This window comes from Burkholderia sp. Ac-20365, from assembly GCF_017104715.1.
Lineage (GTDB): Bacteria > Pseudomonadota > Gammaproteobacteria > Burkholderiales > Burkholderiaceae > Paraburkholderia.
The window spans coordinates 40144-65678 of record NZ_JAAGPI010000018.1; the positions used below are offsets into that span (position 1 = coordinate 40144).

23 protein-coding genes and 1 riboswitch are annotated in these 25535 nt (G+C 61.7%); of the genes, 15 read left to right on the forward strand and 8 right to left on the reverse strand.

What is annotated here, in order from left to right; all coding sequences use genetic code 11:
- The first annotated feature begins 522 nt into the window (after positions 1-522).
- The gene (locus G3O01_RS26385; protein ID WP_205809575.1) at positions 523-1200 is read left to right on the forward strand and encodes a heavy metal response regulator transcription factor; all 678 of its coding nucleotides are present in this window, start codon (positions 523-525) and stop codon (positions 1198-1200) included.
- Positions 1200-2657, forward strand: a complete 1458-nt coding sequence (locus G3O01_RS26390) for a heavy metal sensor histidine kinase (protein WP_205809576.1) — start codon at positions 1200-1202, stop codon at positions 2655-2657. The genes G3O01_RS26385 and G3O01_RS26390 overlap by 1 nt, the downstream gene beginning before the upstream one ends.
- A 19-nt stretch (positions 2658-2676) precedes the next feature.
- On the opposite strand, the gene G3O01_RS26395 is transcribed toward G3O01_RS26390, so the two are convergent.
- From G3O01_RS26395 to G3O01_RS26410, 4 genes are all read right to left on the reverse strand, one after another.
- Entirely contained in the window at positions 2677-4011 is a 1335-nt protein-coding gene (locus G3O01_RS26395; RefSeq protein ID WP_205809577.1) for an ATP-binding protein, read from the reverse strand.
- Entirely contained in the window at positions 4008-4670 is a 663-nt protein-coding gene (locus tag G3O01_RS26400; RefSeq protein ID WP_205809578.1) for a response regulator, read from the reverse strand. The genes G3O01_RS26395 and G3O01_RS26400 overlap by 4 nt, the downstream gene beginning before the upstream one ends.
- 86 nt (positions 4671-4756) lie before the next feature.
- Complete coding sequence (locus tag G3O01_RS26405; protein ID WP_205809579.1) at positions 4757-5209, reverse strand: transcriptional repressor; 453 nt, start codon at positions 5207-5209, stop codon at positions 4757-4759.
- A 99-nt stretch (positions 5210-5308) separates the two neighbouring features.
- The gene (locus G3O01_RS26410; protein ID WP_205809673.1) at positions 5309-5728 is read right to left on the reverse strand and encodes a DUF1810 domain-containing protein; all 420 of its coding nucleotides are present in this window, start codon (positions 5726-5728) and stop codon (positions 5309-5311) included.
- Positions 5729-6005: 277 nt separating this feature from the next.
- Between G3O01_RS26410 and cyoA the strand changes: the two genes are divergently transcribed.
- The 4 genes from cyoA to cyoD are packed head-to-tail and all read left to right on the forward strand — an operon-like array spanning position 6006 to position 9870.
- On the forward strand, positions 6006-6908 hold the full coding sequence (cyoA, locus tag G3O01_RS26415) for a ubiquinol oxidase subunit II (protein ID WP_205809580.1): 903 nt from the start codon (positions 6006-6008) through the stop codon (positions 6906-6908).
- A gap of 2 nt (positions 6909-6910) precedes the next feature.
- The gene (cyoB, locus tag G3O01_RS26420; RefSeq protein WP_205809581.1) at positions 6911-8917 is read left to right on the forward strand and encodes a cytochrome o ubiquinol oxidase subunit I; all 2007 of its coding nucleotides are present in this window, start codon (positions 6911-6913) and stop codon (positions 8915-8917) included.
- On the forward strand, positions 8917-9525 hold the full coding sequence (gene cyoC / locus G3O01_RS26425; RefSeq protein WP_109479643.1) for a cytochrome o ubiquinol oxidase subunit III: 609 nt from the start codon (positions 8917-8919) through the stop codon (positions 9523-9525). The genes cyoB and cyoC overlap by 1 nt, the downstream gene beginning before the upstream one ends.
- Positions 9526-9870 carry a cytochrome o ubiquinol oxidase subunit IV gene (gene cyoD / locus G3O01_RS26430; protein WP_109479642.1) on the forward strand — a complete coding sequence of 115 codons (345 nt, stop codon included), beginning with the start codon at positions 9526-9528 and terminating at the stop codon, positions 9868-9870.
- Between the two features lie 99 nt (positions 9871-9969).
- Here the strand turns inward: cyoD and G3O01_RS26435 are convergent, their stop codons facing one another.
- On the reverse strand, positions 9970-10224 hold the full coding sequence (locus G3O01_RS26435) for a hypothetical protein (RefSeq protein WP_205809582.1): 255 nt from the start codon (positions 10222-10224) through the stop codon (positions 9970-9972).
- Between the two features lie 396 nt (positions 10225-10620).
- Here G3O01_RS26435 and G3O01_RS26440 point away from each other — a divergent pair, with 396 nt between their 5' ends.
- From G3O01_RS26440 to G3O01_RS26460, 5 genes are all read left to right on the forward strand, one after another.
- The gene (locus G3O01_RS26440) at positions 10621-12156 is read left to right on the forward strand and encodes an NADH-quinone oxidoreductase subunit M (protein ID WP_205809583.1); all 1536 of its coding nucleotides are present in this window, start codon (positions 10621-10623) and stop codon (positions 12154-12156) included.
- Between the two features lie 324 nt (positions 12157-12480).
- Entirely contained in the window at positions 12481-13218 is a 738-nt protein-coding gene (locus tag G3O01_RS26445) for a gluconate 2-dehydrogenase subunit 3 family protein (protein WP_205809584.1), read from the forward strand.
- The gene (locus tag G3O01_RS26450; RefSeq protein ID WP_205809585.1) at positions 13218-14996 is read left to right on the forward strand and encodes a GMC family oxidoreductase; all 1779 of its coding nucleotides are present in this window, start codon (positions 13218-13220) and stop codon (positions 14994-14996) included. The genes G3O01_RS26445 and G3O01_RS26450 overlap by 1 nt, the downstream gene beginning before the upstream one ends.
- Entirely contained in the window at positions 14993-16321 is a 1329-nt protein-coding gene (locus tag G3O01_RS26455; RefSeq protein WP_205809586.1) for a cytochrome c, read from the forward strand. Before G3O01_RS26450 ends, G3O01_RS26455 begins: the two co-directional genes overlap by 4 nt.
- Before the next feature lie 135 nt (positions 16322-16456).
- Positions 16457-17650: a porin gene (locus G3O01_RS26460; RefSeq protein ID WP_205809587.1), complete on the forward strand. Its 1194-nt coding sequence runs from the start codon at positions 16457-16459 to the stop codon at positions 17648-17650.
- A 70-nt stretch (positions 17651-17720) separates the two neighbouring features.
- Here the strand turns inward: G3O01_RS26460 and G3O01_RS26465 are convergent, their stop codons facing one another.
- Genes G3O01_RS26465 through G3O01_RS26475 form a run of 3 tightly spaced genes read right to left on the reverse strand, consistent with a single transcriptional unit; the run spans position 17721 to position 21353 of the window.
- Complete coding sequence (locus G3O01_RS26465) at positions 17721-18743, reverse strand: histone deacetylase family protein (protein ID WP_205809588.1); 1023 nt, start codon at positions 18741-18743, stop codon at positions 17721-17723.
- A 13-nt stretch (positions 18744-18756) separates the two neighbouring features.
- Positions 18757-20013 (reverse strand): Zn-dependent hydrolase, encoded by a 1257-nt coding sequence (locus tag G3O01_RS26470; RefSeq protein WP_205809589.1) that lies wholly within the window; start codon positions 20011-20013, stop codon positions 18757-18759.
- Positions 20014-20045: 32 nt separating this feature from the next.
- On the reverse strand, positions 20046-21353 hold the full coding sequence (locus G3O01_RS26475; RefSeq protein ID WP_205809590.1) for an MFS transporter: 1308 nt from the start codon (positions 21351-21353) through the stop codon (positions 20046-20048).
- 188 nt (positions 21354-21541) lie between these two features.
- Between G3O01_RS26475 and G3O01_RS26480 the strand changes: the two genes are divergently transcribed.
- From G3O01_RS26480 to G3O01_RS26495, 4 genes are all read left to right on the forward strand, one after another.
- Entirely contained in the window at positions 21542-22498 is a 957-nt protein-coding gene (locus G3O01_RS26480) for a LysR family transcriptional regulator (protein ID WP_205809591.1), read from the forward strand.
- Between the two features lie 180 nt (positions 22499-22678).
- Positions 22679-22789, forward strand: a riboswitch (guanidine-I (ykkC/yxkD leader).
- Positions 22790-22846: 57 nt separating this feature from the next.
- Entirely contained in the window at positions 22847-23914 is a 1068-nt protein-coding gene (locus G3O01_RS26485; protein ID WP_205809592.1) for a putative urea ABC transporter substrate-binding protein, read from the forward strand.
- A gap of 28 nt (positions 23915-23942) precedes the next feature.
- Positions 23943-24758, forward strand: coding sequence for an ABC transporter permease subunit (locus tag G3O01_RS26490; RefSeq protein ID WP_109479632.1), 816 nt, complete (start codon positions 23943-23945; stop codon positions 24756-24758).
- Positions 24755-25528, forward strand: a complete 774-nt coding sequence (locus tag G3O01_RS26495) for an ABC transporter ATP-binding protein (protein ID WP_205809593.1) — start codon at positions 24755-24757, stop codon at positions 25526-25528. The genes G3O01_RS26490 and G3O01_RS26495 overlap by 4 nt, the downstream gene beginning before the upstream one ends.
- Positions 25529-25535 lie beyond the last annotated feature (7 nt).

Genomic DNA, 25535 nt, shown 5'->3' on the forward strand with positions numbered 1-25535 from the left:
TCCGGAGTGAAGCGCATACGCCGCGAAGGCCGACACACAGTTTGCCGCTATAGAACGTGGGCAAATTCATCGCGCGTGCGGTGACGTGGGAGCGTGAAGCGGGTGAGGCATCTGGCAAGGGAGATGGCAACGGGCATCAGCTAGAGGTTGCCGTTTGAAGCGGAGGAACCGTTGGGGGCCCTCAGGCAGTGGTCAAGAACGGGCGGTGTTCAGCGGCTTTCTTTTGCCTACTTTTCTTTGCCGCGGCAAAGAAAAGTAGGTGCCGCCCCGCACAGGGGCAACGCTTGAACAACGGATAACACATCGCGGATGCCAGCGAAAAAACAAACCAAACTCAACATTCGCACGGCACCAACCTACCGGAGACCAGAACATTACCAAAATGTAATCAGCGAGCACACGCAGATGGGTATGATTGAAAAGTCGCCGAGCAGTGGCAACAGCATCAACAAGGCAAAGGCAAAGGCGAAGTCAAAAGCAAAGGCAACGACAAAGCCAAAAGCGAAGCGAAGCGGAGCACACATGCGTATTCTGGTCATCGAGGACGAACAGAAAACAGCGGCCTATCTGAAGAAGGGCCTCGAAGAGTCCGGCTACTCGGTAGAGGTTGCGAACGATGGCTCTCATGGTCTGATCCTCGCGCAAGAGGAAGACTACGACGTCATCATTCTCGATGTGATGCTGCCGTGGATGGACGGCTGGACAGTCGTGAAAACGCTGCGCGCCACACGCACCACGCCCGTGCTCTTTCTCACCGCCCGCGACGATGTCGACGACCGCGTGCGCGGTCTCGAACTCGGTGCCGACGATTACCTCGTCAAACCCTTCGCATTCGTCGAATTGCTCGCGCGCGTACGCACGCTCGCGCGTCGCGGGCCGCCGCGCGAAAGTGAACTCATCCGTATCGGCGATCTGGAAATGGACGTGAATCGCCGCAAAGTGAAGCGCGGCGGAACACGCATCGATCTCACGCCGCGCGAATTCTCGCTGCTGCAACTGCTCGCGCGCCGCCATGGCGAAGTGCTGAGCCGCACGCAGATTGCGTCGTATGTGTGGGACATGAATTTCGACAGCGATACGAATGTCGTCGAAGTGGCGATTCGCCGTCTGCGCAGCAAGGTCGACGACAACTTCCCCGTCAAGCTGATTCACACGGTTCGCGGTGTCGGCTATGTGCTCGAAATCAAGGACGCGGGTTGATGCGCGGCCGCTCGATCACCACCACGCTCGCGCTCGCGTTCGGCGCGACGACGCTCGCCGTGTTCGTGCTGGTCGGCAATTTTCTGTATCACGCGCTCGAACGTGAGATCAGTTCTCAGGACGACATGAGCATCGTGCTCGCGGCACGCCACGCGCGGCGGCTCGCTCAGGAAATCGATGCAGCAGAAGGTATTCGCGAACATGGCGACCGTATAACAAGCATCGTGCTTGGGAATCCTGGCATGTCGATGGAAGTGTTCGATCCGAACGGGCAACTCGCCATTGAGCACAATCTGACGAGCACGCTCGGCATGGCGGCCGTGGCCGCCAGCGACGCTTCGATTCTCGCGGCAGGCCGCTCCATCCAGCGCGTGCCCTTCGCGGAGCGCATCACGGAAGGCGATATCGTCCGATGGACGAACAAGACAGGCGCGCCGATCCGCGGCGTCGCCACCGACGTAAAGCTGCGCGACGGCGAAATGGTCAGCATTCTGATCGCGCGCAATCTGAGCGACCGTTATGAACTGCTCGATCACTACCGCGACCAGTTGAAGATCTACGGCATCATCGGCGTGCTGCTGACCACGGTGCTCAGCTATCTGCTGATACGCGCGGCGATGCGGCCCGTGCGCGATATCGCCGCGAGCGCTGCGGAAGTCACCGTGAATCGTCTGAATACGCGTATCACCGTAAAAAGCGTGCCGCGCGAACTCGAAACACTGGTGGCGACGCTCAATGCGATGCTCGAACGCATGGATCACGGCTTCAGGCAGATGTCGCGCTTTATCGCCGACCTCGCGCACGACATGCGCACGCCGCTCGGCAACATGCGTGGCGCAACGGAAGTGGCCCTCGCACGTCCGCGTTCCGCCGACGAATACGAAGCACTGCTCGCGTCGAACCTCGAAGAATGCGAACGCCTCTCGCGGATGATCGAGAACGTGCTGTTTCTCGCGCGCGCGGAGCATCCACAGTTCGTCAAGCATATGCGCGTGTTCGATGCGGTGCAGGAACTGACGCGCATCGGCGAATACTTCGAAGGCGTCGCGGAAGATGCAGACGTGCGCATGCGCGTGACAGGGTCCGCAATGCTCACTTCCGACCTCGAACTCTTTCGCCGCGCCGTCAGCAATCTGCTCGCCAATGCGTTGCGCTACACGCCGCGCGGCAAGGAGATCGTGCTCGACGCGCATGAAGTCGAAGGCGGCGTGCGTATCACCGTGTCGAATGAAGGCGCGGAGCCGATCGCGCCCGAGCATCTCGAACGGATTTTCGACCGCTTCTATCGCGTCGATCCGTCGCGCAGTTCGTTGCCGTCCTCGGGTTCGTCGCAAGCATCGCCGGGCTCGACGGGATTGGGTCTTGCCATCGTGCGCACGATCATGGAATTGCATGGCGGCACTGTGCATGCCGAAAGCGATGCACGCAGTACGCGGTTCGTGCTGATGTTTCCGTAGGCGCGCTCAGGCGCAGCCGCTATTCCGCCCGCAGTCCCGACAACGTCACGCGCAGGCCCGGACCATTTTCGTTATTGGCGATGCTGAGTATCGCGTGATGACGTTCCGCGATTTTCAGCGCAATCGCAAGACCCAGTCCGCTGCCATGTTCCTTGTTGCCCGCGCTCCGATAGAAGCGGTCGAACACGCGTTCGCGCTCCGCATCCGGAATGCCGGGACCACTGTCCGACACGCACACATCGATCCCCGCGCCGCTGCGCTTGAGGATCACATCCACCTTGCCGCCGCTCGGCGTATAGCGAATCGCGTTGTCGATCAGATTGTTGAGCAGCACTTCGATGCCTGCGGGCTCTGCATGGACCTTGTACGCATCGTCCGTATCGCGTGATGGATTGAGCTCGAGACCAAGGTCGATCTGCCGCGCTTCGGCAAGCATCGAAAAGTCGCCGACCGCGCGCTCGCACAAACGGCGCAAGCTCACCGGCTCGAAATGCGCGCTGCGTTGCGCGTCTTCACGCGCCATGGTCAGCAGCTGATGCACGAGATGGATCAGCCGGTTCAGGCGGCCTTCGATGCGCTCGAACGTCTGCTTGCTGCCAACCAGCGATCCATCGCGCTCCGCCGCCTGCAACTGCAGCTTCAGCGCGGCAAGCGGCGAGCGCAGTTCATGCGCGGCGTCGCCGACGAACGTGCGCTGCGCTTGCGACGCATCATTCAGCCGATGCAGCAGATCGTTGAGCGCATCGACGAGCGGTTTGAGTTCGACGGGCATGCGGGCATCGAGCCGCAGCGGTTCGAGCGAATCGAACGAACGGGTTGCGAGCGCGCGCGAGATGCTGCCAATCGGCGCGAGACCGCGGCCGACCACGAACAGCACGATCAGCACGATGACGGGGAGAAACAGCGCGAGCGGCCACAGCGTGCGCAACGCGAGGTGCATCGCGAGATCTTCGCGCACGGATACGGGTTGCGCGACCTGCACGAAACGCTCGCCTTCCTGCACGCCGAACACGCGCCAGTGATATTCGTCGCGCTCGATCGTGCGCAGGCCCGGCGGATAGCGCGGCACGTCGATGCCATCGAGCGACTTGTACACGCTGTGACCCGCGTCATCCCATACTTCGATGAACAGGCGATCGTCGGCGAGACCTGCGAAATCAGGCGTGCGGCGCGCGTGCGCGTCGGCGCTGCCGATCGTGGCGGGCACCGACAGCGCGACCGTGCGCAACTCGTAGTCGAACAGTTCGGTCGCTTCGATTCGCGCCGTGTAGAAGATGCCGTACGCCGCGACCAGCGCCGCGAGCGCAAGACCTGCTATCAGCCAGCCGAGCAGCCAGCGTCGTATCGATGTCATACGGCGCGCTTGAGCCGATAGCCGACGCCGCGCACCGTCACGATCTGCTCGGCGCCGATCTTGCGACGCAGGCTATGCACGTGCACTTCGATCGTGTTGCTGCCCACTTCCTCGCCCCAGCCGTACAGCTTGTCTTCGAGTTCGGAGCGCGTGAACACGCGCGTGGGCTCTTCGATCAGCGCCTGCAGCAAGCTGAATTCGCGCGGCACCAGCGACAGCATTTCGCCTTTGAGCGTCGCTTCATGCGCGGCCGGGTCCAAGGTCAGATCGCCGTGTGCGTAGACAGGATTGGTTTGCCCCGTGCGACGGCGCAGCAAAGCGCGCACACGCGCGGCGAGTTCGTCGAGATCGAAGGGCTTGACGAGGTAATCGTCGGCACCCGCGTCGAGGCCCGCGATACGGTTTTCGACGGCGTCGCGGGCCGTGAGGATGATCACGGGCGCTCCGCCGCCGCGCCGCCGGTAGCGGTTCAGCACATCGATGCCGTCGGCTTTGGGCAAGCCGAGATCGAGCAGCACCAGATCGTAGACGTCATGCGCGAGCGACAGCTCGGCTTCGCGTCCATCGTGCGCCCAGTCGATCGCATAACCCGCCCCGCGCATCGTATCGACGACCGGCTCGCCGATCATCTCGTCATCTTCCACCAGCAGCAAACGCATCGTTTCCGTTCTCCGTCGATCGCCTCCATTCTGCGAACCCGTAGCTTAGCGCGCCCTTAAGCGCGGCTTCATCGGGAAAGCGCGAATCAGCCTGCGTTCACCCGCCGTGCCGCCACGGCCGGCAAGCCTTCGCAGTCTTCGCAGCGGCCGAAGATCACGAGGCTCGAACTCGCATAGTGGAAGTGATGATCGGACGCGATCTTGGCCTGTTGCTGTTCGAGGCCGGGATCGTATGCGTCCTGGATGCGGCCGCAGCGATTGCAGACGAGATGATAGTGGCGCTCGCCGCGGTTGAACTCATAGACGACGCGCGCATCGCCAAGCGACGCGCTCGAAATCAGGTGCGCTTCGTTCAGTTGTGCGAGCGCGCGGTAGACGCTCGCGAGGCTGCATGGCTCCGGTTCGCGCGAGAGCTTGCGGTACACCTGATCGGCGGTGAAGTGCTCGTGAGGAAGCTCGTGAAAAAGCCTGAGCACGGCGGCCCGGCTCGATGTCGGGCGCAGGCCGGCTGTTTTTAGCGCTGCGTAGATCGCAATCATGGTGGGCCCCGTCATGTAGGGCAAAGCCTCTGACGGGCTTCGCGACGGGTCATTCTGGCCGCGCGATCCTTAAGAATCGCTTATCGCGCCTGCTACGGCTCAGAGCAGTTCCAGCGTCCTCTCATCCGGCTTGCCGCCGAAGTATCTGGCGAGCGCGTCGGCGAACACGGGCTCGTCGGGCGCGGCCTTCGAAAAAAGCGTCATCGACGAGCGGAACTTCATGTAATCCGGATAGCCGAAGATGGTCTCGATCGACCGGCCCTCGACTTCGTTGACCGCTTGCGTGACTTCTTTTAAGCGTGGGCCTAACACCGGATGTTGTAAATATGAGACAGCTTCGGAAAAAGAGTGAATGGCAAATTTTTGGGCCATTTGACTCTCTCCGAGGCCCTCAAACTGGGGAAACACGTACCACATCCAATGGCTTTGCTTGCGTCCATTACGCAATTCCGCTAGCGCCTGCTCATAAATTGGTGCCTGAGCATCGATGAAGCGCCGAAGGTCGAACTGATCGTCCATCTCGTCCCCCACAGTTCGCTGGCATGTCCCGGTCAATGCACCCGGCATGCCCGCCACATCCATACAAATACCTTTCAAACCCGCCTTTTCGACCGGGCGTGCGCCGAAAAAGTCCTGCGACACCCTGTTGCGACACTTTGACTCACCACCGATCGCGCAATAGTTCGTTCGCATCAAAGTGCTGTACTGCAACACGTGCATTTCGTATTATGCGAGCGCTTATAAAAGGAGCAAGGAAATGCATGCGTTCGTTCGTTTGTTTTTGTAGAGGGCCGCGATGATGAAAAAAATCGCGGGCCGGCTTGCCGGTCTCGTCTCAATTGCCCCAGCGTTCCTGCTATCGGGGTGCAACAACCTTGATCTGCTCGCGCCGAAAGGCCCCATCGGAGCCGCTGAGAAGTCGCTGATCGCGACCTCGACGTGGGCGATGCTGATCGTCGTGGTTCCCGTCATCTTCCTGACGCTGCTGTTCGCATGGCGCTATCGCGCATCGAACAAGTCCGCCGAATACCGTCCGAACTGGTCGCATTCGACGGCAATCGAAGTCGCCGTCTGGACGATCCCCGCGCTGATCATTCTGTTCCTCGCCGTCCTGACGTGGAAGAGCACGCATGAGCTCGACCCGTACAAGCCGCTCGAATCGAACGTGAAGCCGATCAACGTCGAAGTCGTCGCACTCGACTGGAAGTGGCTGTTCATCTACCCGGATCTGGGCATCGCATCCGTGAACCAGCTGGCAATTCCCGTGGGCACCCCGGTGAATTTCCGCATCACGTCGGACACGGTGATGAACTCGTTCTTCATCCCGCAACTGGGCGGCCAGATCTACGCGATGGCAGGCATGCAGACGCGTCTGCATCTGCTGGCTGAAGAACCGGGCGATTACGCCGGCACTTCCGCCAACTTCAGCGGCAAGGGCTTCTCGGATATGAAGTTCCGCACGCTCGCAGAATCGCAGCAGGATTTCGACGCATGGGTCGCGAAGGCTCGCGCATCGACGGATCACCTCGACATGGACCGCTACTACGCAGTGGCGAAGCCTGAAGAAAAGGCAGCTGTGTCGTACTTCTCGTCGGTCGATCCCAAGCTCTTCAACAACATTGTCGCCCGCTACAACAACGGTCACGTCATCGACAACATGAAGGACGTGAACTGTGCACCTAACGGGACCAAGGGGTAAGCATGTTCGGTAAATTAACCCTGGCGGACATTCCGTACCACGAACCAATCATCGTGGTCGCTGGTGCCGGGATGATTCTCGGCGCGCTGGCTGTGCTCGGCGCAATCACGTATTTCGGCAAGTGGCGTTACCTGTGGACCGAATGGTTCACGTCGGTCGACCACAAGAAGCTCGGCGTGATGTACATCATCGTGGCGATGATCATGCTGCTGCGCGGCTTCGCCGACGCCATCATGATGCGTACGCAGCTCGCGCTCGCGTATCACGCGCCTGGCTATCTGCCGCCGCACCACTACGACCAGATCTTCACGGCGCACGGCGTCATCATGATCTTCTTCATGGCGATGGCCTTCATGGTCGGCCTGATGAACCTGGTTGTGCCGCTGCAGATCGGCGCACGCGACGTCGCGTTCCCGTTCCTGAACTCGCTGTCGTTCTGGATGACGGCGATCAGCGCGATCCTGATCAACATCTCGCTGCTGGTCGGCGAATTCGCGCAGACGGGCTGGCTGGCCTATCCGCCGCTGTCGGAGCTGCAGTTCAGCCCGGGTGTCGGCGTCGACTACTACCTGTGGTCCTTGCAGCTCTCGGGTATCGGCACCTTGCTGACTGGCGTGAACTTCTTCGTCACGATCATCAAGATGCGCGCGCCTGGCATGACGCTGATGAAGATGCCGGTGTTCACGTGGACCGCGCTCTGCACGAACGTGCTGATCATGGCTGCGTTCCCGATCCTGACCGTCACGCTCGCGCTGCTCGGCCTGGACCGTTACCTCGGCATGCACTTCTTCACGAACGAAGCCGGCGGCAACGCGATGCTGTACCTGAACCTGATCTGGGCATGGGGCCACCCTGAGGTCTACATCCTGATCCTGCCTGCGTTCGGTATCTTCTCGGAAGTCATCTCGACGTTCGCGCGCAAGCCGCTGTTCGGCTACAAGACGATGGTCTACGCGACGTGCGCGATCATGGTGCTGTCGTTCCTCGTGTGGCTGCACCACTTCTTCACGATGGGTTCGGGCGCCGACGTCAACGCGTTCTTCGGTATTGCGACGATGGTCATCGCCATCCCGACGGGCGTGAAGGTGTTCAACTGGCTGTTCACGATGTACAAGGGCCGCATCGAGTTCACGACGCCTGTGCTGTGGACGATCGGCTTCATGATCACGTTCACGATCGGCGGTATGACGGGCGTGATGATGGCGATCCCGGGCGCGGACTTCGTGCTGCACAACTCGCTGTTCCTGATTGCTCACTTCCACAACGTGATCATCGGCGGCGTGCTGTTCGGTTACCTCGCGGGCATGAACTACTGGTTCCCGAAGGCCTTCGGCTTCAAGCTGAACGAGAAGCTCGGCAAGGCTGCATTCTGGTTCTGGCAGATCGGCTTCTGGGTTGCGTTCACGCCGCTGTACGTGCTCGGCTTCATGGGCATGACGCGTCGTCTGAACCACTACGACAACCCGGCATGGCATCCGTGGCTGCTGGTTGCTGAACTGGGCGCAGTGCTCGTCGCAATCGGTATCGCGTGCCAGCTGCTGCAGATCGTCGTGTCGATCCGCGATCGCAACAAGCCGGAAAACCGCGACCTCACGGGCGATCCGTGGAATGGCCGTACGCTCGAATGGGCAACGACCTCGCCGCCGCAGATCTACAACTTCGCAACGGTGCCTGTCGTGCATGAGCTGGACGCATTCCACGACATGAAGGCACGCGGCAACGTCGAGAAGCCTGTGTATCGCGACATCCACATGCCGTCGAACACCAGCGCTGGTTTCTTCATCGGCGTGTTCAGCCTCGCGCTGGGCTTCGCGCTGACGTGGCACATCTGGTGGCTGGCTATCGCAGCGTTCATCGGCGCGATCGGTACGTGGATCGCACGCAGCTTCGATAACGACACCGATTACTACATCCCTGCCGATACCGTTCGACTGATCGAAGAACGTAACGGCGCTGGTTCGGGCGCGACGATCGCGAAGCAACTGCCCGAAGCTGAGGAGATTGCCTGATGCAACATAACGCTACTGTTGCGGACCCGCATCATCACGACGCGGATCACGCACCGTCCAACTCGGTATTCGGCTTCTGGCTGTATCTGATGACCGACTGCATTCTGTTCGCGGCGCTGTTCGCGACGTTTGCAGTGATGAGCCATCAGTTCGCCGGCGGTCCGAGCGGCAAGGATCTGTTCGAGATCCCGGGCGTGGCCATCGAAACGGCGATCCTGCTGTTCTCGAGTATCACGTACGGTTTCGCGATGCTCGGCGCGCACAAGAACAACAAGAGCACCACGTTGTTCTGGCTTGCTGTGACGTTCGTGCTCGGCGCTTCGTTCGTCGTGCTGGAAATCCGCGAGTTCTCGCACCTGATCGCCGAAGGCGCAGGCCCGGACCGCAGCGCGTTCCTGTCGGCGTTCTTCACGCTGGTCGGCACGCACGGTCTGCACGTCACGTCGGGTCTGGTGTGGATGCTGGTGATGATGGTTCAGGTGGTGCGCGCACCGAAGCTGAGCGAGCGCGAACTGCGCCGTCTGACGTGCCTGAGCCTTTTCTGGCACTTTCTGGACATCGTCTGGATCGGTGTTTTTTCGTTTGTCTATCTTGCGAGCGTGATCTAAATGAGCAGCAACTCTCACTCATCACATTCGGCGCACGGTGACGAAAGCCACGGCAGCTTCGGCAGCTACATGATCGGGTTCGTGCTGTCCGTCATCCTGACGGCAGCCGCATTCGGCGTGGTGCTGATGGGCTGGGCAACGGGCACGCAGGCGCTCTACGCGATCGCCGGCCTCGGCCTCGTGCAGATCATCGTGCACCTGGTGTACTTCCTGCACATGAACACGTCGTCGGGTCAGCGCTGGAACGTGACCGCGTTTGCGTTCACCGTGTTGACGGCAGTTATCGTGATCGGCGGTACGCTGTGGGTCATGCATAACGTCAGCATGAACATGATGTCGCGCTAACCTTGCGTTAGGCGCTCATCTTCGCGTCGGCTGCACGTGCTTCATCGTGCGGCCGGCGCGGCTCCCCTGCCCTGCCTCTAGCGGCGCTTCAGCAACGAATCAGTTGCGCGCCAGCATCTCCATCGGACGGCCTCGGCCCGTCACGAGACATCCCGACCTGAACGCGTCGCCCTGACTGCTCGCGGCAGCGTCGCCAAAGCCTCGGCCCAGCGCATCCAGCTTCACCTGCTCCGCGCCTTGCGAGCACGCGAACGTACTGGCTTCTTTCGCCTGCGCATGCAGCAGTGCACGATCGGCGACCAGGTAGGCCAAGACAGCGATAACGGCGATGTGGAAAACTTTTCTCGTGCTCATGGGTTCGTCTCCTCGCGACTTAAGCGTACAGCGAACAACGGACGCTTAAATCTAGGGCAACCCCTGTAAGCATCCGTTGAGCCCGATCGAGTGGAAGCGCTTCCAGTGCCGCTTTTTTGTGCAGCGCAATTGCCTGCTCAGGCGCACCACATAAAGTCAAGCGCGAGTTTCGCAATAAATAGATATTGAGCTTGTGGCAGCGCAACATTATTATTTTGAGTTATCATCGTTAACCCTGACCGTCATGCGTTTTGGTTACGCGCGTGCGCAAGCCCTGCGCATCGTCCTGCGCCCCTCTGGGGCCGTCCGTCGAAATGTCCATGTAAGGTTTTTTGATCCTTCGTCCTCCGGGCGAGGGCCTGCTATTCGCGTTCAGGCGTTTCATCCAAAGAGCACATGCACCTCCCATCAGTCCTCGACCTCCTGATCTGGGTCCCTATCGTCGCCGGCCTCGTCGTGCTGCTCGGCGGTTCCGACAGCGCGCAAAGCCGCACGCGCTGGCTCGCGTTGATCGGCGCAGCCATCAGCATCCTGCCCGTCATTCCGCTGGTTACCGGCTTCGACGCGTCTCTGTCGACGATGCAGTTCGAACAGCAGTCCGCATGGCTGCCTGAGTTCGGCATCTCGTATCACCTCGGCGTGGACGGTATCTCGCTGTGGTTCACCGTGCTGACCGCCGTGACGACGCTGATCATCGTGATCGCGTCGTGGGAATCGATCACGAAGCGTGTCGCGCAGTACTACGGCGCGTTCCTGCTGCTGTCGGGCTGCATGCAAGGCGTGTTCACGTCGATGGACGGCATGCTGTTCTTCGTGTTCTTCGAAGCGTCGCTGATTCCGCTGTACCTGCTGATCGGCACGTGGGGCGAAAAGCGCCGCGTCTACGCAGCGGTGCGTTTCTTCTTCTTTTCGCTGGTCGGCTCGCTGGCCATGCTGGCCGCGCTGATCTACCTGTGGGCGCAGTCGCACACGTTCGACATGGCCACGTGGCGCACGCTGAAGCTCGACTTCATTCCTCAGGTGATGGTGTTCATCGGCTTCCTCGGCGCCTTCTCGGTGAAAGTGCCGATGTGGCCCGTGCATACGTGGCTGCCTGACGTCCACTCCGACGGCCCGACGGGCGCCGCCGTGCTGCTCGGCATGCTGAAGATGGGCGGCTACGGCCTGCTGCGCTTCGCGCTGCCCATCGTGCCGGACGCCTGCCACTTCTTCGCACCCGCGATGATCGCGCTGTCGCTGATCGCCGTGATCTACGGCAGCCTGCTGGCGCTCGCGCAAACCGACATGCGCAAGCTGCTCGCGTATTCGGCTGTCGCGCACATGGGTCTCGTCACGCTGGGTCTCTTCACGTTCGATCGCATGGGTACGGAAGGCGCCGTGGTGCAGATGCTGTCGTACGGCATCGTGTCGGGCGCGATGCTGCTGTGCACGGGCATGCTGTTCGACCGCACGAAGAACGGCTCGATCGACGCTTACGGCGGCGTGGCTAACTCCATGCCGAAGCTCGCTACCTTCGCGATGCTGTTCTCGATGGCGAACGTCGGCCTGCCGGGCACGTCGGGCTTTGTCGGCGAATTCCTGGTGCTGATGGGCGCGATCCGCTTCAACTTCTGGGTCGGCGCAACGGCCGCACTGACGCTGATCCTGAGCGCCGCCTACACGCTGTGGATGTACAAGCGCGTGATGTGGGGCGCGGTCAAGAACACGCGCGTGTCGGGCCTGCGCGATCTGGGCCGCCGCGAATTCGTGCTGCTCGGCGCGATGGCTGTGCTGGTGCTCGCTATCGGCGTGCGTCCGAAGACGTTCACCGACGCAATCGGTCCCGCGACCGAAAACCTCGTCGCACAGGCGCAAGGTTCCGCGCTGCCGACAGACACCGGTGTCGCGTCGAACAACCGCGCACCGGCTGCATCGCCCCGTCTGCCGGGCTGATCGGCTCCAGACTGTAAGGCTTTCGACGGGCGTCCTCTGGACGCCCGTTTTCATTTGCGCTCACCATTTCGCTCGCCACGCCGCCCATCGACGTGATCGCAGTGTGGCGCGCACACAACTCCTCTGCTTCGCACAACACGGCCGATTCGCCGCGTTTCCCACCGAAACCCCATCCGATAAGCCTTTCACCCCGCTAGCGGCAGCTTGCGAACATATTTTCGCGAAATGCGAAATAATCATGGAACCGATTCCATATATCATTCAGCCCCGGTGATCCACGGATCGCCAGCGGCCGCATATCGGCCTGACCTCACAAGACAAAAGATGCCTGACTCCTCTCTCACATCTCGCCGGGGATTTTTGCGCTCGGCAGTCGCACTGGTGCCCGCCAGCACGCTGGCTGGTTGCAACGTGCAATCGGACCATCCCGCAGCGCCCGCCGCGAGCGCTACGCCTTCGTCGCAGCCAGGCGCGATGCAGCGCGCCGACTACAAGCCCCGCTTCTTCGATGCGAAGGAATGGGTGTTCATCCAGGCCGCCGTCGACCGTCTGATTCCCGCCGACAGCGAAGGTCCGGGCGCGATCGAAGCAGGCGTGCCCGAATTCATCGACCGCCAGATGGACACGCCGTACGCGCACGGCGCGCTCTGGTACATGCAGGGACCGTTCGCGCAGGGCGTGCCGGAGCTTGGCTATCAGTTGAAGCTGGTGCCGCGCGATCTGTATCGCCTCGGCATCGCTGCCGTGAACGCGCACTGCACGAAGACATATTCGAAAACCTTCGACGCACTCGACGCCGCCACGCGCGACACCGTGCTCACCACGCTCGAAGCCAGCAAGGTCGAACTCGCCGACGTACCTGCGGGCGTGTTCTTCGGCCAGTTGCTGCAAAACACGCGCGAAGGCTATTTCTGCGATCCGATCCACGGCGGCAATCGCGACATGGGCGGCTGGAAGATGATCGGCTTCCCCGGCGCGCGTGCGGACTTCATGGACTTCGTCAACCAGAACGGTAAGGCGTATCCGTACGGCCCCGTATCGATCGAAGGAAAGCGCACCTGATGGCTACGATCACCAAACCTCACGTCGACGCTGTTGTCGTCGGCTTCGGCTGGACGGGCGCGATTCTCGCGAAGGAACTCACGGAAGCGGGCCTCAACGTGGTCGCGCTGGAGCGCGGCGAGTATCGCGACACGTACCCTGATGGCGCGTATCCGAACACCATCGACGAACTCACGTACAACACGCGCAAGAAGCTGTTCCTCGACCTGTCGAAGACGACCGTGTCGATCCGTCACGGCGTCGGCGATACGGCTCTGCCTTACCGGCAACTCGCTGCGTTTCTGCCGGGCGAAGGCGTCGGTGGCGCGGGGCTGCACTGGTCCGGCGTGCACTTTCGCATCACGCCGGAAGAACTGCGTCTGCGCAGCCACTACGAAGAACGCTACGGCAAGAAGTTCATTCCCGAAGGCATGACGATTCAGGACTTCGGCGTCAGCTACGACGAACTGGAACCGCACTTCGACTTCGCCGAGAAAGTGTTCGGCACGTCGGGCCAGGCGTACAAGGTCAATGGCAAGGTAGTCGGCGACGGCAACGTGTTCGAAGCGCCGCGCAGCGATCACTTCCCGTTGGCCGCGCAACAGAACACGTATTCGGCTCAGCGCTTCCACGACGCGGCGAAATCGCTCGGCCTCAATCCGTACCGCCTGCCGTCCGCGAACACGTCGGGTCCGTACACGAACCCGTATGGCGCGCAGATGGGCCCGTGCAACTTCTGCGGCTATTGCAGCGGTTATGCGTGCTACATGTATTCGAAGGCGTCGCCGAATCTGAACATCCTGCCTGCGCTGAAGCAGTCGCCGCACTTCGAATTGCGCGCCCGCTGTCACGTACTGCGCGTCGATCTCGACGATACGAAAAAACGCGCGAAAGGCGTGACGTACGTCGACCCGGCAGGCAACGAAGTATTCCAGCCAGCCGATCTCGTGATCGTGTCCGCGTTCCAGTATCACAACGTGCATCTGCTTCTGCTGTCGGGCATCGGCAAACCGTACGATCCTGTTTCGGGTGAAGGCGTGGTCGGTCGCAACTTCGCGTACCAGAACCTGTCGACGATCACCGCGTTCTTCGACAAGGACACGTACACGAATCCGTTCATCGGCGCGGGCGGCAACGGCGTCGGCGTCGATGACTTCAACGCCGATAACTTCGATCACGGTCCTCTTGGTTTTGTCGGCGGCTCGCCGTTGTGGGTGAATCAGGCGGGCGCGAAGCCGATCAGCGGCATCGCGACGCCGGCGGGCACGCCTGCGTGGGGCGCGGCGTGGAAGAAGTCAGTGAAGGACCATTACGCGCACACCATTTCGATGGACGCGCACGGCACGAACATGTCGTATCGCGACGTGTTCCTCGATCTCGATCCGACGTATCGCGATTCGTACGGTCAGCCGCTATTGCGCATGACCTTCGACTGGAAGGACAACGACATCCGCATGGCGCGCTACGTGACGGAACAGATGCACAAGATCGCGCAGGCGATGGGGCCGAAAGCGATCAACGTCTATACGCGCGAATTCGGCGCGCATTTCGATTCCCGCCGCTATCAGACGACTCACCTCGTCGGTGGCGCGGTGATGGGCGAAGATCCGAAGACGAGCGTGCTGAACCGCTATCTGCAAAGCTGGGACGTGCACAATGTGTTCGTGATGGGCGCGTCCGCGTTTCCGCAAGGCATTGGCTATAACCCGACGGGGCTTGCCGCTGCACTCGCCTATTGGTCGGCTCGCGCGATCCGCAGCCAGTATCTGAAGAACCCTGGCCCGCTGGTGAGCGCATGAAGAAGTTTTCGATCAAATGCATGCGTGCGGTTGCCGTCACGCTCGCTGCGTTGTGCAGTCCTTTTGCCGCACACGGCGCGGCACAGCAAACACTCGTCGCGCATGGCGAATACCTTGCGCGCGCTGGCGACTGCATCGCGTGTCACACATCGCAAGGCGGCAAGCCGTTCGCGGGCGGCCTGAAATTCGACACGCCGATCGGCGCGATCTACTCGACCAACATCACGCCTGAGCGCAACACCGGTATCGGCACGTGGACCTTCGAGCAGTTCGACCGCGCGGTGCGCGCAGGCGTGCGTCCGAATGGCGATACGCTTTATCCGGCAATGCCGTATCCGTCGTATGCGCGTCTTTCCGAGGCTGACATGCGTGCGCTTTACGCGTACTTCACGCAAGGCGTTTCGCCCGTGCAGCAGCCGAATCGTGCTGTCGATATCGTGTGGCCCCTGTCGATGCGCTGGCCGCTCGGCATCTGGCGTCAGCTCTTCGCACCCGAGCCGAAACCGTTCGATGCCACGCGCTACACGGACCCTGTGATCGGGCAAGGCGCGTATCTCGTGCAAGGTCTCGGCCATTGCGGCGCGTGTCACACGCCACGCGCGAAGACGATGCAGGAACTCGCGCTGACCGACCTCGGCGGCAACGACTATCTTGCGGGCGGCGCGCCCATCGACGGATGGGTGCCGACGAGCCTGCGCGGCAATCCGCGCACCGGTCTCGGCACGTGGAGCGAGGCGGACATCGTGCAATTCCTGAAGACGGGCCGCACGCAGCACACGGCCGCGTTCGGCGGTATGACGGATGTCGTGCAGCACAGCGCGCAGCACATGAGCGACGACGACCTCACGGCGATGGCGCGCTATCTGAAGACCTTGCCGTCGAACGATCCGAAGGAAACGCCGTATGCCTATGACGACACCGCGGCACACGCATTGCGCACAGGCGATGCGAGCGCACCAGGCGCCGCGGTCTATCGCGACAACTGCATGGCGTGTCACCGTAGCGACGGACGCGGCTACACGCGCGTGTTCCCGGCGCTCGGCGGCAATCCGGTCGTGCAGGGCAAGGATGCGACATCGCTGATTCACGTGCTGCTCGCGGGCAGCACGCTCGAAGGCACGAAGACCGCGCCGTCTTCGTTCACGATGCCGCCGTTCGGCTGGCGTCTGTCGGATCAGGAAGTCGCCGACGTCACGAACTTCGTGCGTACGAGCTGGGGCAATACCGGCTCGAAGGTCACAGCCACCGACGTCGCGCAGGTACGCAAGACGGTGCCCGCGCACGCGCCCGGGTTGCCGCCCGCAGCCGCGCTCGATCGCCGCTAGCAGCAAGCTCCAAGGAACCTTTCCCACGCAAAGGCAGGCAGCCTCGACATACGAGGCCGCCCGCTTGCGCGCGGAAAAACTGAACGTCCACCTTCGGGCGACGTGTATTTACGCTTCACTAAAGTTACTAAAACGATGAAAAAACAACTATTCGCGGCACCGCTGCTGCTCTCTCTCGCAGGCATCGCGTACGCGCAGGGTTCCGTCACGCTATACGGCATCGTCGATGCTGGCATTGCGTATCGATCGAATGAGCGCACGGGCACAACGGGCAACTACAGCGGGCACTCGAATGTGGCACTCGCGAGCGGCAATCTGTCGGGCAGCCGCTGGGGACTGAAGGGCAACGAGGATCTGGGCAACAGCTGGAGCACGCTGTTCCAGCTCGAAGACGGCTTCGACATCACGAACGGCACGTCGGGCCAAAGCGGCCGTCTGTTCGGCCGTCAGGCGTTCGTGGGTCTCGCGAACACGCAATACGGCGCGCTGACGATGGGCCGTCAGTACACGTCGCTGACGGACTTCGTCGGGCCGGTGTCGCCCGTTGCGTACATCGGCGGCTTCGGCGCGCATCCGGGCGATATCGACGATCTCGACCAGACCACTCGCGTCGACAATTCGGTCAAGTACACGAGCGCGAACTACGCGGGCTTCACGTTCGGCGCGCTCTACGGCTTTGGCGGCCAGCCGGGCAGCATGAAACAGCAGAATACGTGGAGCGTGGGCGCGGCGTACGCGAACGGTCCACTGCACGTAGGCGTCGGCTACGAGCGCGCGGACAACAGCAAGACGGGCGTCACCGATTCGACCTTCGGCAAGTGGCACGGCTCGGACGACGGCACGTTCAACTCGTCGATCAGCGAAGGCTACGCGAGCGCGCAGACACAGCAGATCGTCGCGGCAGGCGCAACGTATGACTTCGGTCCGGCGCTGATCGGCGTGAACTACAGCAACGTGCAGTATCGCGCGGGCGCAAATTCATTGTTCACGGGTAATGCGACGTTCAATATCGCGGGCGTGTTCGGTCAGTACACGCTGCGTCCGAATACCCATCTGTTTGCGGGCTACAGCTACACGCGCGGCAGCGAAGTCGACGGTGTGACGGATCGCGCGCAGTATCACAACGTGACGCTCGGCGCGACCTACGATCTGTCGAAGCGCTCGACTGTGTATCTGCTCGGCGCGTACCAGCACGCGTCAGGCATGACGCTCGATGCAGCGGGCAATCCTGTCGAAGCGACGGCTTCTGCTTCGGACAAGGGCAATGGTCACTCGTCGGCGGCACAGTCGCAGACCATCGTGGCGGTTGGCTTGCGTCATCGTTTCTAAGCGGCTTTATCTGATGCAATGAAAACGGCCTCGCAGCAATGCGAGGCCGCTTTTACATCACGCTTAAGCTTTAGCGCTTCTCCATGAAGCCGCCGAAGAACGCATGCGCATTCGCTTCGAGGCTTTCCAGGTGATAACCGCCTTCCTGCACGATCACGGATGGCAGTTGCAACGCGCCGATCTTCGCACCGAGTTGTGCGAAGCCTTCCGTCGTCACTGCCACTTGCGATTGCGGATCGTCCTTATAGATGTCGAAGCCAAGCGCAAGCACGAGCGCATCGGGTTCGAAGCGCTTCAGCACGCTCAACGCATCGTCGAGCTTGTCGAAGAACACTGCTTCGGACGAGCCATGCGGCATCGGCAGATTGACGTTGAAGCCATCGCCTTCGCCTGCGCCGCGCTCTTCTTCGTAACCTGCAACTACGGGATAAAAATTGGTCGGATCGCCGTGAATGGAGATGTACAGCACGTCATCGCGTCCGTAGAAAATCTCCTGCACGCCCTGACCGTGATGCATGTCGGTATCGAGAATCGCGACGCGCTTGAAGCGGCTGCGCAATGACTGCGCGGCAATCGCCGCATTGTTCAGATAGCAAAAGCCGCCCGCTGCATCGGCACGCGCATGATGGCCGGGCGGCCTGCACAGTGCGTATGTTTCGCGCGCGCCGTCGTTAACAGCCGATGCCGCAGCCAACGCACTTTGCGCCGACCAGTAAGCAGCGCGATAGGTATTCGCGCCGACAGGGCAACTGCCATCGGCGAGATAACGCGCCGCCTTCGCGAGCACGCCGCGCAACGGGTTCGGATCGCGCACATAGATGTTCGACATCACTTCGTCGCCCCAGTCGTCGGGCATCTTCTTCCAGTCGCGATGCGCTTCTTCCAGGAAGCGCAGATAGTTCATGTCGTGCACGGCGGCAATGGCAGCCGTGCCATGATCGGCCGGTTCGACGACATCGAAGTCCAGCGATTTCGCCGCTGCGACGAGACGTGCCGCACGCTCGGGCACTTCCTGCGGCTCACGCATCTGGCCACGCGACAGATACGAACGCGGATGATGCAACAGTTGTTCAGGGTGAAAAAACGTCTTCATTGCAGGTCCTTTCTTATTGCACGTCCGCTGTCGTCATCACGCCCGCACGCGCGAGCACTGCGTTGAGCAGCACGTTGGTGCCGCGCGTCACGTCTTCAGGCACCGCGTCTTCGGCTTCGTTGTGCGACAGGCCATCGACGCACGGAATGAACACCATCGCCGTCGGGCAATAGCGCGCGAGATGAATCGCATCGTGCCCCGCACCGCTGACGATGCGTTCGTTCGAATAACCGAGCGCTTCCACGGCATGCGCCACCAGCGCGACACATTCGCTGTCGAACGGTGTCGCGGGGCTGCGCCAGTACGTTTCCACGGAAAGCTTCACGCCGCGTGCTTGCGCCACGCGCTCGAATGCGGCGCGCAGATCGCGTTCCATCGCATCGACTTCGCTGTCTTCGTGATGACGCAGATCGACGGTGAAAGAGACGTCGCCTGCAATCGTATTGCGCGACGCGTTCTTTATACCGATCTGTCCGATCGTCACGAGTCCACGTGGCGCGTAACCGGCAACGATACGTTCCAGTTCCATCGCCATCTGCGCGCTCGCGAAGTACGCGTCCTTGCGATACGGCATCGGCGTCGTGCCCGCGTGCGCGGCCATGCCCGTCACGTTGATGTCGAGCCAGCGGATTGCCTGGCCGCCTGTCACGACACCGATCGTCGTGCCGTTTGCTTCGAGCACGGGACCTTGTTCGATATGCGCTTCGAAATAGGCATCGACAGACTGGCCCTTAACGGCGCGCGCGCCGCGATAACCGCTCTGTGTCAACGCATCGGCAAGCGTGATGTGGCCTGCGTCTTCCTTCGCCAGCGCTTCATCCAGCGACGTGATGCCCGTGAACACCGCCGAGCCAAGCATCGCTGGCGTGAAGCGAGCGCCTTCTTCGTTGGTCCACGAAACGATTTCGATCGGCTTTTCGGTGACGATATTCGCGTCGTTCAGCGCGCGCACCAGTTCGAGCGCGGCAAGCACGCCATACACGCCGTCGAAGCGTCCGCCTTCGGGCTGCGTGTCGAGATGGCTGCCGATCAGCACAGGCGCCGCATCTTTACGCGCACCTTCGCGCCGCGCAAACAGATTGCCGATCTCATCGACGCTCACCGTCATGCCCGCATCACGGCACCACTTCGCGAACAGATCGCGGCCACGTACGTCGTCTTCGGTCAGCGCCAAACGCCGCACGCCGCCTTTCGGCGTCGCGCCGATCTGCGCCATGTCCATCAGGCTTTGCCACAGGCGCGCGCCATCGATTTGCAACAGGTCTTTCATGAGTCTTCCGGGTCGTTCAACGTGAGTTCGGTTCAATGCGCGCCGACGGCTTCAGCCTGGTCGGCATGCGCGGCACGCCGCGCGTCGAGCGCAACGATGCACAGCAGCGAGATGCCCGCGAGGCACGTATAGAACACCGCGAGCGGCCACCATTGGCCCGTATAGCGATGAGCGAGCCAGGTGCCGACCAGCGGCGTCAGACCGCCCGCAATCGCGCCGCATACCTGATACGCGAGCGAGATGCCCGAGTAGCGCACACGCGTCGGGAAGATGCCGCTGACAAAGCCCGCGATCACCGAATAGAAGCTCGCCATGCAGACCACGGCAATCGCGATGCCGATCACCATCGGCACGACCGAGCCGCTTTGCACGAGCATGAACATCGGATACGGCGAGATCATCGCGAGCAGCGCGGCAATCTTCAGGAAGCGCGCGCCGCCAATCCGCTCAGCGAGCCACGCAGCAATCGGCTGCGACAGAAACTGGATGATCGCGACGGCGAACAGGCAGTCGAGAATCATCGAACGCGTCACGCCGACATACTGCGTCGTGTACGCGATCATGAACGTGTTGGTGAAGTACACACCTGCAATGCCGATCGTGTTCGCGCCGATGCACAGCAGCACGAGACCCCAGGCCGAGCTGAACACTTCGGCGATCGGCAGCTTCGCGGTGCGGTTCGTTTCCTTCACGCGCTGGAATTCCGGCGATTCATTCACGCCCAAACGAATCACGATACCGACGATCAGCAGCACGGAACTCGCGAGAAACGGCAGACGCCAGCCCCACGACATGAAGTCCGCTTTATCCATCGACGTGACCGCGCGAAACGCGATCAGCGACAAAATCAAACCCGCCGGGCTGCCAAGCTGCGCGAACGACGCGAAGAACGTGCGGCGCCCTTGCGGCGCATGTTCGCCCGCCATCAGCACCGCGCCGCCCCATTCGCCGCCGACCGCCACGCCCTGCACCACGCGCAGCAGCACCAGCAACACGGGCGCCAGCACGCCGACCTTCGAATAATCGGGCAGCAGGCCGACGCACACGGTCGCGACGCCCATCATCATCAGCGTGGTCATCAGCGCCTTCTTGCGGCCGATACGGTCGCCGAGGTGCCCGAACACGATGCCGCCCAGCGGCCGTGCGAAAAAGCCCACGGCGAAGGTCGCAAACGACGCCATCGTGCTGATGAAGCGGTCACTGGACGGAAAGTACAGCTCGCCGAACACGAGCGCGGCAGCGGTCGCGTAGATATAGAAGTCGTACCACTCGATCATCGTGCCGATGAACGCGGCCGTTGCGGCGCGTCCCGGCTGACGGGTACTGATGGCTTGGGTCATGCTGGCTCCTGATGCACGTCTGACGTGGGTTGAACCCGTGGTTTCGCGCGCGGTGTTGGGATCGATATTCCGCCCTTCTCTCCGGGCGGGCGCGCTTCACGAATGTGTCATTTATCGGCGTCCAGAAAACATTAGTCAAATTTCGAGTTATTATTCGCCGCATAAATTCAACTTATAGTTCGCCTGAGATGCGCTCCGACATCGCCCGCTTTCTGAACGACCGGCTCGACTGGAACCTGTTGCGCACGTACCTCGTGATCATGCAGGAACGCAGTCTCAGCCGCGCCGCCGCACGCCTGCACGTCACGCAGCCCGCCGTGAGCCAGGCGCTCAGAAGGCTCGAAGAAACGCTGGAGCGCAAGCTGATCGAGCGGCGCGGCCCGTACTTCGCGCCGACCCAGGCAGGCGAAGAGGTCTATCGCATTGCGAGCGATATCTACGGCAATATCTCGCGGCTCGAAACCGAAATCGACGACCGCACGGAAGACATCAGCGGCTCGATTCGTCTGTTGACGATCAGCCGGATCGAATCGCCGGTGTACGACGAGTTTCTCGCGGACTTTCATCGCGCGTATCCGCGTATCGACTTGCAGATCGAAGTGATGCGCTCGTCGGACATCATCTCGTCGCTGTTGCAAAAGACGGCGACAGCGGGTCTCGGCTTGTGCCGCACACCCCACGACAAGCTGGAAATGCGCTGCTTCCTGCGGCAACGCTATGCGATTTTTTGCGGGCGTCATCACAGGCTGTACGGCAAATCGCCGCTGACAACGCAAGATCTGCTCGCCGAAAACTTCGTGTCGTTCACCAGCGACCAGATCGGCGACAGTCTTTCGCCGCTTACCGTGTTTCGCGATCAGAAGGGCTTCACGGGGCGCATCGTCGCGTCGTCGCCATCGCTGGATGAAGTGCGGCGGCTGATCTTCGCGGGCTTTGGCATCGGCTGTTTGCCAGAGCACATCGTGCGCGACGACATCGCGCAACAACGCTTGTGGCGCCTGCCGCCCGAAGAAGGACTCGTCGATGTCGACGTGCATCTGCTGTGGCATCGCGAGCGCAAGATGAACGCAGCGGATCACGCGTTTCTCGACAGCATGGAGCGCTGCATGCGCCGCTATGCGCTCGCAGAACGGCTCGGCAAATAACGCGCATTGAACGCACCCGACTGGTGCGAACGCGCGCGCGCATATCGCGATCCGGCTTCAATCTTGTGCACAAGATGGTCGCGACAACCGTCGATTCCACGTAAAAACGGCAATGGCATGCTTATCGCTTAGTAAGACGCAGGAGCCGGTGCAGCATCCGGTTTAGTAGTCACAATCTGGCAAATGGACGACTAGGGTTCCGGTCGCGCATCGAGACATTCGATGCACGACGCTGGTCCGAGAGTTGTCGACCTCGATGAGGTTACACGGCGGGATAAAAGCCCGGGAGAGAACGCGATGCGTCGCGCCGCTCCTGCCGTCGATAACCGTCCCTGCGAGGTCAACCTCATGCGCAAGCTCCGTTTTTTCGCCGCTGCCGCCGTCGCTCTCTCCCTGTGCGTCTCCACTCCGTCGTTCGCTCAAGCCCGTAAGGACTTCAAGGTCTGCTGGACCATCTACGCCGGCTGGATGCCGTGGGGCTATGCGAAGACGCAAGGCATCATGTCCAAATGGGCGAAGAAGTACGGCATCAACGTCGATGTCGTGCAACTGAACGACTACATCGAATCGATCAATCAGTACACGGCCGGCAAGTTCGACGGCTGCGCGATGACCAACATGGACGCGCTGACCATTCCCGCCACCGGCGGCGTGGACAGCACGGCATTGATCGTCAGCGACTACTCGAACGGCAACGACGGCGTGCTCATCAAGGGCGCGGGCAAGAAGGTCGCGGACCTCAAAGGCCAGTCCGTCAATCTGGTCGAACTCTCCGTTTCGCACTATCTGCTGGCACGCGCACTTGAATCGGCAGGCATGAGCGAGCGCGACATCAAGACCGTCAACACGTCCGACGCCGATATTTCAGGCGCATTCGCGACGCCCGCGGTCCACAACGCCGTCACATGGAACCCGATGCTCGCCGATCTGAAGGCGAAGCCGAACGTCACGGAAGTGTTCGATTCGAGCCGCATTCCGGGCGAAATCATGGACATGATGGTCGTCAACACGAAGACGCTGCATGACAACCCGGCGCTCGGCAAGGCACTGACGGGCGCATGGTTCGAGATCATGCAGACGATGCACGGCGGCTCGCCGGATACGGAAACCGCGCTCACGTCGATGGCAAAAGCGTCGGGCACCGACCTCGCCGGCTACAAGGCGCAACTCTCGACCACGGCCCTCTTCTACACGCCGCAACAGGCACTCGATTTCGCCACCAGCCCGAACATGCCGAAGATCATGACGCGCGTCGCGCAGTTCTCGTTCGATCACGGTCTGCTCGGCAAGGGCGCGCCGAACGCGGGTGCAGTGGGCATGGCATTCGACAACAACGTGGTGGTGGGCAGCAAGAGCAACCTGAAGCTGCGTTTCGATCCGACCTACGTGCGCATGGCCGCGCAAGGCAAGCTCTAAGCGCCGCGTCGTTCTGAAGGAGAGGCCCATGCGGCTCATCAACCGACATCCCGGCCGCACCGGCAGTCTGATGCTGTTGCTGCTGCCCTTCATCGTGCTGATCGCGGTGTACTTCACCGGCTCGTCGTTGCGGCTGCAGGCCAATCCCGACGACAAGCTGCTGCCTAGCGCCACGCAGATGAAGGACGCGCTGCACGAATACGCGTTCAGTGAAGACAAGCGCACGGGCGAATACATGATGTGGGACGACACGGTGTCGAGCATGAAGCGGCTCGGCATCGGCCTCGTTGCGAGCGCGGCGATTGCACTGGTGTTCGGCATCGCGACGGGCAGCCTGCCGCTCGCGGGCGCGACGCTGTCGCCGTTCATCACGGTGATATCGATGATTCCGCCGCTCGCGGTGTTGCCGATTCTCTTCATCGTGTTCGGTCTCGACGAGTTGTCGAAGGTCGTGCTGATCGTAATCGGCATCACGCCGATGATGATTCGCGATCTTCAGCAGCGCACGCGCGAGATCCCCGAAGAGCTGTGGATCAAGGCGCAAACGCTCGGTGCATCGAGCTGGACGCTGATTCTGCGCGTGATCGTGCCGCAACTGCTGCCGCGTCTGCTGATTGCGCTGCGTCTCGCGCTGACGTCGGCGTGGCTGTTCCTGATCGCGGCGGAAGCGATTGCATCGACGGATGGGCTGGGTTATCGCATCTTTCTCGTGCGCCGTTATCTCGCGATGGATGTGATCCTGCCGTACGTCGCGTGGATCACGCTGCTTGCGTGGCTGATCGATGAAGCGCTGCGCCGTCTCACGCAGTGGGCTTTCCCCTGGTACAACGGAGGCCGCGCATGATCGAAATCCGCAACCTGTGGAAGCAATACGACGATCAGGTCGTACTGGAGCGGCTCAATCTGCGCATCGCGGAAGGCGAATTCTGCTCGATGGTCGGCGCGTCGGGCTGCGGCAAGTCGACGTTTCTGCGCATGCTGCTCGGCCAGGAACGCCCGACACGCGGCCAGATTCTTCTCGACGGCGAACCGCTGCCGCCGGAACCGGACCCGCATCGCGGCGTCGTGTTTCAGCGCTATTCGGTGTTTCCGCATCTGACCGTGCTGCGCAACGTGATGCTCGGACTCGAGTTGCCGCATGCGCGCTTCACCGGACGTCTGTTCGGTGCGCGCCGCCAGCGCGCAAAAGATGAAGCCGTGGCAATGCTCACGCGCGTCGGTCTCGCCGATTCGCTCGACAAGTATCCGCATCAGCTGTCGGGCGGCATGCAGCAACGTCTCGCGCTGGCGCAGGCATTGGTGATGAAGCCGCGCGTGCTGCTGCTCGACGAGCCGTTCGGCGCGCTCGATCCCGGCATCCGCCGCGACATGCACGAACTGCTGACCGCGCTGTGGCGCGAAGCGAAGCTGACGGTTTTCATGGTGACGCACGATCTGAAAGAAGGCTTCACGCTCGGCAGCCGCGTGCTCGTCTTCGACAAGGTGCGCATCGATCCGCAAGCGCCGCAGGCCTACGGCGCGCGCATCACTTACGACATTCCGCTCGAACGCAACGGTGTGCGCGACGCGCACGCGGCAACGGCCATTCCGCCGCTGCTTGCCGTGCCCGCATGACCGAAAG

What these genes read in the sequence shown, in the direction of transcription:
- G3O01_RS26385 (WP_205809575.1), top strand. Translation starts at nt 523, where the DNA reads ATGCGTATTCTGGTCATCGAGGACGAACAGAAAACAGCGGCCTATCTG.
- G3O01_RS26390 (WP_205809576.1), top strand. Translation starts at nt 1,200, where the DNA reads ATGCGCGGCCGCTCGATCACCACCACGCTCGCGCTCGCGTTCGGCGCG.
- G3O01_RS26395 (WP_205809577.1), bottom strand. Translation starts at nt 4,011, where the DNA reads ATGACATCGATACGACGCTGGCTGCTCGGCTGGCTGATAGCAGGTCTT.
- G3O01_RS26400 (WP_205809578.1), bottom strand. Translation starts at nt 4,670, where the DNA reads ATGCGTTTGCTGCTGGTGGAAGATGACGAGATGATCGGCGAGCCGGTC.
- G3O01_RS26405 (WP_205809579.1), bottom strand. Translation starts at nt 5,209, where the DNA reads ATGATTGCGATCTACGCAGCGCTAAAAACAGCCGGCCTGCGCCCGACA.
- G3O01_RS26410 (WP_205809673.1), bottom strand. Translation starts at nt 5,728, where the DNA reads ATGGACGATCAGTTCGACCTTCGGCGCTTCATCGATGCTCAGGCACCA.
- cyoA (WP_205809580.1), top strand. Translation starts at nt 6,006, where the DNA reads ATGATGAAAAAAATCGCGGGCCGGCTTGCCGGTCTCGTCTCAATTGCC.
- cyoB (WP_205809581.1), top strand. Translation starts at nt 6,911, where the DNA reads ATGTTCGGTAAATTAACCCTGGCGGACATTCCGTACCACGAACCAATC.
- cyoC (WP_109479643.1), top strand. Translation starts at nt 8,917, where the DNA reads ATGCAACATAACGCTACTGTTGCGGACCCGCATCATCACGACGCGGAT.
- cyoD (WP_109479642.1), top strand. Translation starts at nt 9,526, where the DNA reads ATGAGCAGCAACTCTCACTCATCACATTCGGCGCACGGTGACGAAAGC.
- G3O01_RS26435 (WP_205809582.1), bottom strand. Translation starts at nt 10,224, where the DNA reads ATGAGCACGAGAAAAGTTTTCCACATCGCCGTTATCGCTGTCTTGGCC.
- G3O01_RS26440 (WP_205809583.1), top strand. Translation starts at nt 10,621, where the DNA reads ATGCACCTCCCATCAGTCCTCGACCTCCTGATCTGGGTCCCTATCGTC.
- G3O01_RS26445 (WP_205809584.1), top strand. Translation starts at nt 12,481, where the DNA reads ATGCCTGACTCCTCTCTCACATCTCGCCGGGGATTTTTGCGCTCGGCA.
- G3O01_RS26450 (WP_205809585.1), top strand. Translation starts at nt 13,218, where the DNA reads ATGGCTACGATCACCAAACCTCACGTCGACGCTGTTGTCGTCGGCTTC.
- G3O01_RS26455 (WP_205809586.1), top strand. Translation starts at nt 14,993, where the DNA reads ATGAAGAAGTTTTCGATCAAATGCATGCGTGCGGTTGCCGTCACGCTC.
- G3O01_RS26460 (WP_205809587.1), top strand. Translation starts at nt 16,457, where the DNA reads ATGAAAAAACAACTATTCGCGGCACCGCTGCTGCTCTCTCTCGCAGGC.
- G3O01_RS26465 (WP_205809588.1), bottom strand. Translation starts at nt 18,743, where the DNA reads ATGAAGACGTTTTTTCACCCTGAACAACTGTTGCATCATCCGCGTTCG.
- G3O01_RS26470 (WP_205809589.1), bottom strand. Translation starts at nt 20,013, where the DNA reads ATGAAAGACCTGTTGCAAATCGATGGCGCGCGCCTGTGGCAAAGCCTG.
- G3O01_RS26475 (WP_205809590.1), bottom strand. Translation starts at nt 21,353, where the DNA reads ATGACCCAAGCCATCAGTACCCGTCAGCCGGGACGCGCCGCAACGGCC.
- G3O01_RS26480 (WP_205809591.1), top strand. Translation starts at nt 21,542, where the DNA reads ATGCGCTCCGACATCGCCCGCTTTCTGAACGACCGGCTCGACTGGAAC.
- G3O01_RS26485 (WP_205809592.1), top strand. Translation starts at nt 22,847, where the DNA reads ATGCGCAAGCTCCGTTTTTTCGCCGCTGCCGCCGTCGCTCTCTCCCTG.
- G3O01_RS26490 (WP_109479632.1), top strand. Translation starts at nt 23,943, where the DNA reads ATGCGGCTCATCAACCGACATCCCGGCCGCACCGGCAGTCTGATGCTG.
- G3O01_RS26495 (WP_205809593.1), top strand. Translation starts at nt 24,755, where the DNA reads ATGATCGAAATCCGCAACCTGTGGAAGCAATACGACGATCAGGTCGTA.